Below are 11,698 nucleotides of genomic sequence, written 5' to 3'. Positions count from 1 at the left end.
GGCAGACCCGATCGCCGCTGACATCAGCGACGGCTCCCCCGCCATCAGCCGACGGCGCCACATTGTGCGGCTGGCGTTGTTCGTCGCGTTCCTGCTCGGGTTGTTCTATCTCGTTGCGGTGACGCGCGTCATCGATGTCGATGACGTGCGGAACACCGTCGCGGCGACGGGCCCGCTGGCACCAGTGACCTATGTGGCGTTCTCGGCGGTACTGGGTGCGCTGTTCGTCCCCGGCCCGATCCTGGCCGCGGGCAGCGGCGTGCTGTTCGGTCCCGTGCTCGGCACCTTCGTGACGCTGGGCTCGGCGATCGGCACGGCGACCATCGCCAGCCTGGTGGGCAGGCGCGCCGGCCGGGACAGTGCACGGGCCTTGTTGGGTGCGGACCGGGCCGACCGGATCGACGCGCAGATCGAGCGGCGTGGCCTGTGGGCCGTGGTCGGCCAGCGCTTCATTCCCGGCATCTCCGACGCGCTGGCGTCCTACACATTCGGTGCTTTCGGGGTTCCGTTGTGGCAGATGGCAATCGGTTCATTCATCGGTTCGGCGCCACGGGCGTTCGTCTACACGGCGCTCGGTGCGTCGATCGGGGACCTGTCGGCGCCGTTGGCCTATACGGCGATCGGGGTGTGGTCTGTGACAGCCATCATCGGGGCCTTCGCCGCCCATCGTGGTTACCGGCACTGGCGTGGCCGCCGGGATGCGGAACCGGAGGACCCGGCGTGACGGTGCACGATCTAGTCCGCACCGAGGAATTCAGCCACGCCCTGACTCTGCTCGAGGGCGGCCGGCACATGTTCCTCACCGGCAAAGCCGGCACCGGCAAGTCGACCCTGATCCGGCATTTCATGAGCGGTACTTCGCGGTCAGTGGTGGTGGTCGCGCCGACGGGCATCGCCGCGCTGAACGTCGACGGCTACACCATCCACCGACTCTTCGGGTTCCGCGCAACGACGACGCTGCAGGACATCACCGACGGAAACTACCGGCCCGGCCGGTTCACCAAGACGCTGGCGTCGCTGCAGACGCTGATTGTCGATGAAGCGTCGATGGTGCGCGCCGACATCTTCGACATGATGGCGGGGGCGCTGCGCCGGTTCGGGCCGTCACCGGGTGAGCCGTTCGGCGGTGTGCAGATCGTCTTGGTCGGCGACCTGTATCAGCTGCCGCCGGTGACGACTGGGCATGAGGAGCACTACTTTTCGTCGGTCTATGAGACGCCGTACTTCTTCTCCGCCCGCACCTTCGACCGGGACGACTTCCCCATCGTCTCGCTGACGACGGTGTTCCGCCAGCTCGGCGATGACCGGATGACAGCCGTTCTCAACGAGATTCGCGAAGGCGTGCTGCTCGGCCATGCTCTGGAACAGCTGAACACCCGGGCCGACGCGTCCTTTGTTCCCCCGGACGACGAGTTCTGGTTGACGCTGGCGCCGACCAACCGCCTGGTGACGGCGCGTAACCGGCAACAGCTGGAACGGCTGCCCGGCGACGAGATGGAGCATCACGCCAAGGAACACGGTGACCTGTCGCTGTTCGACAAGCCCGCCGACGACGTGCTGCGCTTCAAGGTGGGCGCGCAGATCATGATGCTCAACAACGACCAGAACGGTCGTTGGGTCAACGGTTCGATCGGCCGGGTGGTCGGCGTCGGCTACGACCGCTACGGCGCGGTGGTCGAGGTCGAATTCCCCGACGGGTCCTCCGCGGAGGTGACACCGTTCGAGTGGGAGGCGACGCAACCGGTCCTCGACAGCGGATCGCTGCGCCGTGAGGTGGTCGGGTCATATCTCCAGTTACCGTTCAAACTGGCGTGGGCCATCACGATTCACAAGAGCCAGGGCCAGACGCTGGATCGCGCGATCGTCGACCTGACCGGCGGCATGTTCTCCACCGGGCAGTTATATGTGGCGCTGAGTCGCTGTCGTTCGCTGGCCGGTCTGGTGCTCAAACGGCCGGTGCTGCCGAAGGATATGAAGACCGACCGGCGGATAGCTCGATTCCTGCGGGGGTCCACCGGCGGCGAGCAGGTGCGGCGGTTCTGCGCGATCGGCATGCTGACGGTCGGCGACGAGGGCCGGATGTCGCGACCCCGACCGGTAGAACTCGCGGTGGCGTTCGACGATGGCACCGCGGTGTCGACGTTGATCAATCCGCAGCGCGACCTTGCCGATGCTCGAACTGCCTACGGTATCAACGTTTCTGATGTGCTGCTGGCCCCGACCTTAAGGGAGGCGTGGTCGGTTCTGGCTCCGATGCTGGCCGGGTGCGCGCCGGTCGGGACGGGCGTGGACGAGACGTTGGGGCTGATCGACTTCGAGCTCAAACGGCTGGGGCAGGTGGCGAAGATGCCGCTGGGCGTCGAACTGCACGAAGCGCGGGTGTCTGGGCGGACAGCTTTGGAGCGAGCGCGGTCGGCGTTGGCCGCCTTCACCTCAGCCGACCAGGGCGCCTCGGCGTTCGAGGAACCCGAAGAGGTTGAACTCGTTTCGGGTCTGCTGGTGAGTCGCGACCCGTCTGTCCAGACGCCGTCGGCGGATCACCTTCCGGGTCTGTCGGCGCTGCTGCGGGTGAGCCGCGATATCGGTGGGGTGCTGCTCGGGGTTGCGCCGGCCTCGGGGTCGGCTGACGCGTCCGCGTGGGAGCTGGCGGCACGGCAGTCGGTGGCCGACCAGCTGCGCACGGCAGCGTCACGGGCTCGGTTGCCCGCCGAGGTGGTTTCCCGGCTGACCGAAGCGTCGGTGCTTCTCGGCGTGAATATGGCGCCCGAGCCACCGGAGTCCGGTGGTGAGGATATCGGCGCTGTGCTGGAACCAGGCGCCCGAATCTGTTTCACCGGAACAGCTGTGGATGCCAACGGCGCCGTTCTCGAGCGTGCCGAGATGGAGGCGCTGGCCTCCTCGGCAGGGTTGACCCCGGTTCGGACGGTGACCAAGACCCGGTGCGAGGTACTGGTGATCGCCGAAGCCGGGACGCAATCCGGCAAGGCCCGCAAGGCAGCCGAATACGGCAAGCCGGTGTTCACCGCCGAGGAGTTCTTCGCCTGGCTGGACCGACAGTAGTCGTCCGTGAGGCGTCATCATGTGGTGCCGGCGGCTAGCGCGTGTGTCCGTTCGTCGCCGCATAGCCATCGTGGCCGTTGACCGACAGTTCGTCAGGGTCGTCGTCGGGTGTCGATTCGAAGGCCTTGCCGCGCTCCTCGGCCTTCGCGCTACCGGTGAAGAGCCCGGACTCGACCTTGGGACGCCGTGTCGGGTGGCTCGGGCGCACGATATGGCTGCGCGACGTCGACTGCTCGGTCCGGAAATGCGGCATCGCACCTGGTGCCTCACGCTGCAGCCAGTCGATGATGCCTTCGCGGACCTCACACCGCAGATCGAACAGTGCAGCGGCATTCGGTGCACTGACCAGCATGCGTACCCGCACGAAGCCACCGACCGCGTCGGTCACCTGGAGGATGCCCACCCGCCGGTCCCACAAGTCGCTGCGATCGAGAATGCGGGCAAGCTGAGCGCGCATGTCGTCGAACGGCACCGTGAAGTCGACGTCGAGCTCGGTGGTGCCCAGCAGCTCGGTCGCGTTGCGGGTCCAGTTCTGGAACGGCTTGGCGGTGAAGTAGGTGGTCGGGAGCACCAGCCGGCGCTGGTCCCAGAGCTTCACCACGACGTAGGTCAGGGTGATCTCCTCGATGCGGCCCCATTCCTCCTCCAGGACGACGACGTCGCCCACCCGGATGGCGTCGGAGAAGGCGATCTGCATACCGGCGAACACCGACCCCAGCGACGTCTGTGCGGCCAGGCCCGCCACCACCGACAACACACCGGCCGACGCGAACAACGTCGTCCCGATGCTGGCGAAAGACGGGAATGTCATCAGCGCCGCGGCGGCCCCGAGGACGACGACGACGGCGATCACCAGCCTGCGCAGCGTGGTGATCTGCGTCCGGGCCCGGCGCTGGTGGCGGTCAGCGTCGGTCATCTCGGCGTCACCGCCGCCGAAGCGCGAGATCATCCGGCGCTCGACGACCTTCACGAAGCTGGCAACCAGCCAGGTGATCGCGCCGATCAGTGCGATGACCAGCATGTGGTCGAACCAGCCACGCCAGCTCGCCGTTCCATGCGAGGTGCGACGCACCGCTGCGGTCGCGACGAGCACTACCAGCGTGGCTCGCAGCGGCATCCGCGTAAATACCGCGACGTCGGTGATGATGTGGCTGCGCCGTCCGACGCGTAACAGCAACCAGGAGAATGCCATTCCGACCAGGTAGGCGCACACGACGGCGCCGACCACCCAGGCGGCCGTGACCGCGAAGTTTGTTGCGCTTTCCAATTGAAGGTCTTCGGGCATCAGAGGATCAGCTCCGGAGATCGGGGTCTATGGACTCCTATCGACGGTAGCCCCGATACCGTGTCCTGTCATCGCGGGAGCAGTGGCGAGGTGAGTCACATGAGCCGGCAATATGACTTATTTCACAAGGCTTTTGGGTTTGATTCTACTGAGCCAGCAGGTTGGCGAGTCTGGTGAACACCGCGGGTAGCGCATGTGCGGCCGGGACGATACCGGCCCGCACCGGTGCGCAGGCACTGGCGTGCAGCAGACCCGCGGTCAACCCGCGATAGCGTCGGGTCATCTTTCGCCACTGCCGGTCGTAGTCCTCGGGCCGGTCCGCGACCACGCAGTTGACGAGGAGATCTGCGGCGCCGAACGCCAGCCCGAGTCCCTCGCCGGTCAGCGCATCGACATATCCCGCCGCGTCACCGACCAGCAGGACCCGGCCCGCAGATCGGTGCGAAACCTTTTGCCGCAGCGGTCCTGCAGCCCGATCGGGTCCGTGCGCATGACCCGCGATGCGCTCCCGCAACGCGGGGAACTCCGCCAGATGGCTGTCGAAGCCGCCCCGCGTCGACGACAGTAATGCGATCCCGACACAGTCGTCGCCGACCGGGGTCACATATGCCTCGGCTCCGCGCGCCCAGTGCACTTCGACGTAGTCCGACCACGGCTTCATCTGCACGTGCCGCCGTATTCCCCACCGGCGTGGCCCCCGGCTGGGCTGCTCCAGGCCCAACGACCGGCGGATCGGCGAATGCAGCCCGTCGGCAGCAGCCAGGTATCTCGCCCGAAGATGGCGCACCCGAACCGATGTCGGGTCTTGGCTGATCTCGCCTGCCTGCTCGTGGAACATCTGCACACCGGCATTCTTGGCCGCATCGAGAAGGGCACCGTGCAACTCGGTCCTCGGTACCCCGCGCCCGACGCCGGCGGTGAAGGGCGCGTCGACCTGCCTGACACCGTCGGTGTAGCTGATTCCGCGGAACTCCTTGCCTTTGGGATGCACATCGAGGTGTTCGAGCTGGCGAAGCGTGTGCGGCATCAGCCCCTCCCCGCAGGCCTTGTCGATCAGCCCGGTGCGCCGCTCGATGACCGCCACCTCCAGACCCGCCCTGGCGCCGCGCAGTGCGGTGGCCAGACCCGCCGGTCCTCCGCCGACGACCAACAGGTCCATCACCGCAGGCTCGCCAGCGCCGCGTTCTCGACGTTGATCCGCCTGGTCAGCAGCGCCGCGTTGAGCACCGTGAACACCAGCGCGGTCAGCCATCCGGTGTGCACCAACGGAAGTGCGAACCCTTCGGCGATCACGGCGACGTAGTTCGGGTGCGGCAGGAAGCGATACGGTCCGCCGCCGACGCGAGATGCCCCGGGAATGATGATCACCCGGGTGTTCCACTGCCGATCCAGCGTAGTGATACACCACCACCGCAGTGCCTGCGCCGCCACCACAATCGCGAGCATCGGCCAGCCCAGAGCAGGAATGAAGTTCCGGTGCAACATAATTGGCTCGATCAGACAGCCGGCCAACAGACCGATGTGCAGCACCACCATCACCGGGTAGTGTCCAGCCCCGAACTCGACACCGCCCTGGGCTCGGCTCCACGCGCTATTACGTTCGGCCACAACCATTTCCACGACTCGCTCAACGGCTATCAGCGCGATCAACAGCACATACCAGGTCATGCGATCAACGCCAGCGCAGCAGTACGAGCTCCGAGCAGAAGCCGGGGCCCATCGCCATCATCAGGCCGGGGCTCGCCGCCGGCGGACGTTTGGCGATGGTGTCGCGCAGGACGTGCAGGACCGACGCCGACGAGAGGTTGCCGACCTCGGCCAGTGACCGCCAGGTGAGCTCCAGCGCGTCGCCGGCCAGCCCCAGGGTGGCGGTGATCGCCTCGATGACCTTCGGCCCGCCGGGATGGCTGACCCAGGCGCCCATATCGTCGACGGTGAGGCCGTAGCCGCCGAGGAAACTCGTCACGTCATCGCCCAGGTACCGTTCGACGACCTTGGGAACATCGGGTGAGAGCACCAACCGGAAACCGGTGGAGTCGACGTCCCAGCCCATGGTGCGTTGCGAGTCCGGGTAGAGGTGGCTGCGCGAGTCGAGGACCTCGGGTCCGGACACTCCCAGTGCGTCGGCGCGGCGGGCGCCGACGGCGACGACCGCCGCAGCCCCGTCACCGAACAGGCTGCTGCCGACAACCGTGGCCATCGACGGATCACGTTTGGGTACCAGTGAACACAGCTCCACCGCGACGAGCACCGCGACATCGTTTGGGGCACCGCGCAGATAGTCGTTGAGCCGGGCGACTCCGGCGGCCCCTGCGACGCAGCCCAGCCCGAACAACGGGACCCTGCGCACATCCGGGCGCAGCCCGATCTGCGCGGCGATCCGCGCGTCCAGCGTCGGCACCGCCAGACCGGTGACGGTGGTGGACATGATCAGGTCGACATCGGCGGGTTCGAGGCCGGCTTCGTCAAGGGCAGCGAGGACGGCCTCGCACCCCAGCGCGACGGCGTGTTCGAGGAAAATGTCGTTGGCCGTGCCGAAGTCGTTGAGTTCGGCGTAGTCCGCCAGCGGCAGGACCATATGGCGGCTGTCCACCTTGGCACTGCGGTGCAGCTTGCGGATCGGGTCCGCGTACTCGGCGTAGCCGGGAATAGCCAGCAGAGCGTCGGTCACTTCGTCCTGGATGTAGCGGTTCGGCGGCAACGCGCCTTGCACACCGGCTATCACGCTGCCGGCCGTGCGGTCACGAAAAGCGTTGGTATTCATGGCTCCGGTCATCTTCCTCAGTCCCTCAACTTTCCTGGAGTGCGTGCAATACCGGCGTCGTTGCCGTCCCCGAGATTTCGTGCTTCCCCTAGCCGATCCGCCCTTCAGAAGAATTCATTTCAACGCGTGACGACTTTTGTCATCAGTTGATGACTTAGAAAAATACCCGCAGGTTGAGGCCAAGTCAACAGTCGCCGACATAGAGTTTGGGAATGCGTACACCGAGGCCACGCCATGCCGCACAGACGCGCGCCGACATCCTGACCGCGGCACGCCGGCGCTTCGCCGCCGACGGGTACGAACGCACCACGCTGCGCGCCATCGCCGCCGACGTCGGCATCGACGCAGCACTGGTGAGCCGCTATTTCGGCAACAAGCAAGACCTGTTCGCGACCGCCACCGAATTCAGGATCAACCTGCCCGATATGGCCCACGTCGAGCGTGAGGACATCGCCGGCATGCTGTTGCCGCAGTACTTCGCAGTCTGGGAAGACGACCAGTCCTTCCTGGCACTGCTTCGGGCGTCGGGAACCAGCCAGGTCGCGGCCGACACCTTGAATCGCACACTGGCCAACCATGTGGCGCCGTCGTTGCGTGCGGCGACTCCGGACAATCATCTCAAGCGGGTCGCGCTGACCGATGCCTTCGTCATCGGACTGGCGATGACCAGAACGGTGCTCGCGAACACCCCGGTGGCCGATCTGAGCCGCGAGGAGCTCAGTCGCTGGGCCGGCCCCGTCTTGACACAACTGCTGACCGGGCCGGCCCCGTCGTAGTACGACACCCCAAGCCGGCGGGATGCGTCGGCGTCATTACGTGCACCTACCGATGACGTCGGGGTTAATATCCTGGCGCGGCCTCTACGGCGACATGGACTGTGAGCGGGGGGTGCGGATGACCGATCCACTTTCGGCCATGCTGTCTGTCTCGGCATCCCCCGAGGGGCCCGGCGGCGAGCGGTTCGCCGACCACGACTACGTCGACAGGATGCAACGGCTGTTACGCGCCGTCCAGGAGCTGTCCCTGGCGCGCAGCCTGACCGATGTCCAGCGCGTCGTCCGCACCGCGGCACGCGAGCTGACCGGTTGCGACGGTGCCACTTTCGTGTTGCGGGACAACGGTATGTGTTACTACGCCGACGAGGATGCGATCGCCCCGCTGTGGAAGGGCAGCCGGTTCCCGATGGAGATCTGCATCAGCGGCTGGGTGATGCTCAACCGGGAGGCGGCCGTGGTCTCCGATATCTATGCCGACGACCGCATTCCCCATGCCGCCTACCGCCCGACCTTCGTCAAGAGCCTGGTGATGGTTCCGATCCGCAAGCTGGATCCGGTCGGAGCCATCGGCAACTACTGGGCCGATCACCGGCAGCCGACCGAACAAGAGATTTCACTGCTGCAGGCGCTGGCCGACTCCACGTCGATCGCGATGGAGAACATCCAGCTCTACGCCGAACTGGAACAGCGAGTGCGCGACCGAACCGCGGACCTGCAGAAGGCCAACGAGGAGATCCGCCAACTGTCGGTGACCGACGAGCTGACCGGTTTGAACAATCGGCGCGGCTTTTACCATCTGGCCGAACCGGCGCTCTACGCCGCGCAGCGCGACGGCCGTAGTTGCCTGCTCGCCTTTATCGACGTCGACGGGCTCAAGGGAGTCAACGACGAAAAGGGGCACGTGGTCGGCGACGCGCTGATCGCCGATGTGGCCGAGGTGTTGCGCGCGACGCTACGCCAGTCCGACATTCTCGCCCGGCTCGGCGGTGACGAGTTCTGTGTCCTGATCACCGAGCACGCGGCCGATCCGGATCAGCTCCGAGCGCGACTTGTCCAAGCGTTCAACACTTTCAACGACAGCAGCGGCCGGTCCTACCGGCTGTCGGCGAGTATCGGCCTGATGCAAGCGCCCGCAACGGAATCCGCGACGGTGGACGAGCTGCTGGCACACGCCGATGGGTTGATGTATGCCGAGAAGAAGGCCAGGGCGGCGGCGCGGATCGTCGCATGAACAGCAGCCCCACCCGCGATCACACGATCCCCTAACTCGCCGTCGAGAGGAATGCGTCCCCGCGCGCGAGGACACCGAGCAGTGTGACGGCGAACAGCACGGCCGTCGTGCTGACCACGGCGACGACGCCGATGTGTTCGTAGAGAAGTCCGCCGGCCACGGATCCGGCCAGGATGCCGATCTGGAATGCCGTGACGTACAAGGCCGATGCCTGCTCGGGTTCGGCCGGAGCGGTCCGGATGGCGGCCGACTGCAGCATCGGCGGGAGAACCGCCGCGGACGCCCCCCAGAGCACGATCGCGCCTACGCCGAGCGGCACTCCAGCGGGTCGGGTATGGATGACGGACAGCACGCTCAGCAGCCACAAGGCCAAGCACAGCACCACGAGGCTGCCCAGGGCGGCGGCGCGCAGGCGCTGATCGAGGGCGCGCCCCAGAATGCCCAAGGTGGCGAGACCAGCGATACCGTATCCGGCCAGGAGCCAGGCCTGCTCGGCGCCGCGGGCGCCGACGATATCCCTGATGATCGGCACAATGAACGTGTACGACACGAAGTGGGCCGTCACCCCGATCAGTGTCAGGCCGCACAGAATCAGCAGGCGGGCGTTGCGGTAGGGCGGCGGTTTGCGCACGATGGGCGCCATCTCGGCCGCAGTGGCGGGCAGCGCCGGCAATACGTTCCACGCGAGCAGAGTGATGACACCTGCCGCCACCGCCATCAGTGCAACGGTCGGCCGCCATCCCCAGGCCTGGCTCATCGCATTGGTCAGCGGGTTACCGATCACCAGCGCGGCCGCCGAACCGAGGTAGACCGCCGTCGTCGCCCGGCCGGTGTGCGTTGCCGGTACCAGGCGAGCCCCGATCGGCACGATGATCGACCACATCAGCCCATGGGTGACAGCACACAGCACCCGACTGGCCGCCAGCCAGCCCAGTCCGGGTGCGAGCGCCGAGAGTGCTTGAGCCAGCGTCAAACACATCAGAGTGAGGAGGAAGACCCGGCGCTTGGGCCAGCCTGCGGTCCATCGGACCAGCGGCACGGTAACCAAGATACTTACGAAAGCGTATGCGGCGGTCAGCAATCCGACATGGGCCTCGTCGACGTGCAGGTCGGCGGCGATCGCGGGCATGGCTCCGATGGGTGCCATCTCGGCGACGACGTAGACGTATGCGGCAACCGCCAGCACGGAGAGCTGCCCGACGACGCGAGGCGTCCACCGGTACCGCTGTGCGGGCACGGCGTGCGGATCATCGACAAGTGTCAGGCTCAGGCCGCCTTGACCTTGACGTCGAGCGCCGCATAGATCTGATCGGAGAGTGCGACGCTACGCGGATCGGCGCTGGCCTTGCTGGCGTCGAAGTTGTTCATCACGTAGGCGTAACCGATGCGGTGCTCCAGATCGACGAAGGCGTAGGAGCCACCTGACCCGCCATGCCCGAAGATCCGCGGGTTCGGTCCCGCGACGCAACGCTGGTTGAGCATGTAGCCCAGTCCCCAGCCGTGATCGGCTACCCGTGGCCCCAGCACGACGTCGGTCGCCAGGCCGCCTTGCGACTGCCGGCATAGATCCATCAGCTCCCGGCTGAGAAGTTTTTCCTGCGCCAGCGCGTTATAAAAGGTCGCCATCCCGAGCGCGGAGACATGGGCGTTGGTCGAAGGGAACTCCGCCGCCCGCCACCGGGCAATCTCCGTCGAGCCCAGTTCGTCGTCGGGGATGAACCCCATCGCGACGGCCAGGCCGGCCATTCCGTGTTCGGCCAGCGAGGTCGGATGTTCGGGAGCGCCGCCGGCGGCAAGCACATCGCGGATGTGCGGTTTGTTGATCATGTCTGCGCAGCGGCTGTGTTGGTCTGCGGGCAAGCCGATGAACACGTCAGCAGACAGCGGCGCGGCGATGTTGTCACGCAGGAACTGTCCGACCGTGCTGCCGGTGACGCGACGCAGCAGCTCACCGAGGATGAAGCCGAAGGTGACCATGTGGTAGCCCTGTGCCGTTCCCGGCGGCCACCACGGTTCGGCGGCGGCGATATCGGCGCAGACCCTGTCCCAGTCCAGCACCTCCTCGGCCGCCAGTCGCCGCCGTGGGCCGATGACGCCGGAACGGTGGGCCAGCACCATCGCGACGGTAACGGCCTCCTTGCCGGCCTGGCCGAATTCGGGCCAGTAGGTGGCGACCGGCTTGTGCAGGTCGATCAGTCCACGCTCGGCCAGCAGATGGATGCACGTAGTGGTCAGACCCTTGGATCCCGAGAAGACGCTGGCCAGGGTGTCCTGCTGCCACGGCCACTCGCCGGCGGTGTCCCGTCCGCCGCCCCAGAGGTCGACCACGAGTTCGCCGCCGACCCAGGCGGCCACCGCCGCGCCACGCTCGTCGCGGTCGGCAAAATTGCGCTCGAATTGATCGCGGACGGCCTCGAATCCTGGAGCACAGAACCCGGCGATCGGCACGTCAGAGCAGCGCAGCCCCGAATCGCGTGTTTGCCGGTACACCCGTCCATTGGACCGGGCTTTGCGGTGAATCGGTTCCGAGATCCCATATTGATCCCGGCACGGAATCGAGCCGTTATCTCCGCGATATTTGC

At 66.5% G+C, this 11,698-nt stretch carries 10 protein-coding genes; 4 read left to right on the top strand and 6 right to left on the bottom strand.

The window, feature by feature from the left end; genetic code table 11:
• The first annotated feature begins 10 nt into the window (after positions 1 to 10).
• Together H7J73_RS02610 and H7J73_RS02605 are read left to right on the top strand one after the other, a co-directional pair.
• Positions 11 to 724 carry a TVP38/TMEM64 family protein gene (locus H7J73_RS02610; RefSeq protein WP_435405416.1) on the top strand — a complete coding sequence of 238 codons (714 nt, stop codon included), beginning with the start codon at positions 11 to 13 and terminating at the stop codon, positions 722 to 724.
• Positions 725 to 726: 2 nt separating this feature from the next.
• Positions 727 to 3,060, top strand: a complete 2,334-nt coding sequence (locus H7J73_RS02605) for an AAA family ATPase (RefSeq protein WP_264065992.1) — start codon at positions 727 to 729, stop codon at positions 3,058 to 3,060.
• Between the two features lie 34 nt (positions 3,061 to 3,094).
• Here the strand turns inward: H7J73_RS02605 and H7J73_RS02600 are convergent, their stop codons facing one another.
• From H7J73_RS02600 to H7J73_RS02585, 4 genes are all read right to left on the bottom strand, one after another.
• Complete coding sequence (locus H7J73_RS02600; RefSeq protein ID WP_264065675.1) at positions 3,095 to 4,345, bottom strand: mechanosensitive ion channel family protein; 1,251 nt, start codon at positions 4,343 to 4,345, stop codon at positions 3,095 to 3,097.
• 145 nt (positions 4,346 to 4,490) lie between these two features.
• Entirely contained in the window at positions 4,491 to 5,507 is a 1,017-nt protein-coding gene (locus H7J73_RS02595) for an NAD(P)/FAD-dependent oxidoreductase (protein ID WP_264065674.1), read from the bottom strand.
• The gene (locus tag H7J73_RS02590) at positions 5,504 to 6,013 is read right to left on the bottom strand and encodes an isoprenylcysteine carboxyl methyltransferase family protein (protein ID WP_264065673.1); all 510 of its coding nucleotides are present in this window, start codon (positions 6,011 to 6,013) and stop codon (positions 5,504 to 5,506) included. Before H7J73_RS02590 ends, H7J73_RS02595 begins: the two co-directional genes overlap by 4 nt.
• A gap of 4 nt (positions 6,014 to 6,017) precedes the next feature.
• Positions 6,018 to 7,121 (bottom strand): type III polyketide synthase, encoded by a 1,104-nt coding sequence (locus tag H7J73_RS02585; protein WP_264065672.1) that lies wholly within the window; start codon positions 7,119 to 7,121, stop codon positions 6,018 to 6,020.
• A 200-nt stretch (positions 7,122 to 7,321) separates the two neighbouring features.
• Between H7J73_RS02585 and H7J73_RS02580 the strand changes: the two genes are divergently transcribed.
• The gene (locus tag H7J73_RS02580; protein ID WP_264065671.1) at positions 7,322 to 7,885 is read left to right on the top strand and encodes a TetR/AcrR family transcriptional regulator; all 564 of its coding nucleotides are present in this window, start codon (positions 7,322 to 7,324) and stop codon (positions 7,883 to 7,885) included.
• Positions 7,886 to 8,003: 118 nt separating this feature from the next.
• Positions 8,004 to 9,116 carry a sensor domain-containing diguanylate cyclase gene (locus H7J73_RS02575; RefSeq protein ID WP_435405409.1) on the top strand — a complete coding sequence of 371 codons (1,113 nt, stop codon included), beginning with the start codon at positions 8,004 to 8,006 and terminating at the stop codon, positions 9,114 to 9,116.
• 31 nt (positions 9,117 to 9,147) lie between these two features.
• On the opposite strand, the gene H7J73_RS02570 is transcribed toward H7J73_RS02575, so the two are convergent.
• Positions 9,148 to 10,353 (bottom strand): MFS transporter, encoded by a 1,206-nt coding sequence (locus tag H7J73_RS02570; RefSeq protein WP_264065670.1) that lies wholly within the window; start codon positions 10,351 to 10,353, stop codon positions 9,148 to 9,150.
• Positions 10,354 to 10,382: 29 nt separating this feature from the next.
• Complete coding sequence (locus tag H7J73_RS02565) at positions 10,383 to 11,579, bottom strand: serine hydrolase domain-containing protein (RefSeq protein WP_264065990.1); 1,197 nt, start codon at positions 11,577 to 11,579, stop codon at positions 10,383 to 10,385.
• Between the last annotated feature and the right edge of the window lie 119 nt (positions 11,580 to 11,698).

This window comes from Mycolicibacterium komossense (assembly GCF_025822605.1).
Lineage (GTDB): Bacteria > Actinomycetota > Actinomycetes > Mycobacteriales > Mycobacteriaceae > Mycobacterium > Mycobacterium komossense.
This window is presented reverse-complemented; position numbering and strand designations above follow the sequence as displayed.

Excerpts from the sequence above, each read along its gene's own strand:
- H7J73_RS02600 (WP_264065675.1), bottom strand. The coding sequence starts at position 4,345 with ATGCCCGAAGACCTTCAATTGGAAAGCGCAACAAACTTCGCGGTCACG.
- H7J73_RS02580 (WP_264065671.1), top strand. The coding sequence starts at position 7,322 with ATGCGTACACCGAGGCCACGCCATGCCGCACAGACGCGCGCCGACATC.
- H7J73_RS02575 (WP_435405409.1), top strand. The coding sequence starts at position 8,004 with ATGACCGATCCACTTTCGGCCATGCTGTCTGTCTCGGCATCCCCCGAG.
- H7J73_RS02590 (WP_264065673.1), bottom strand. The coding sequence starts at position 6,013 with ATGACCTGGTATGTGCTGTTGATCGCGCTGATAGCCGTTGAGCGAGTC.
- H7J73_RS02585 (WP_264065672.1), bottom strand. The coding sequence starts at position 7,121 with ATGACCGGAGCCATGAATACCAACGCTTTTCGTGACCGCACGGCCGGC.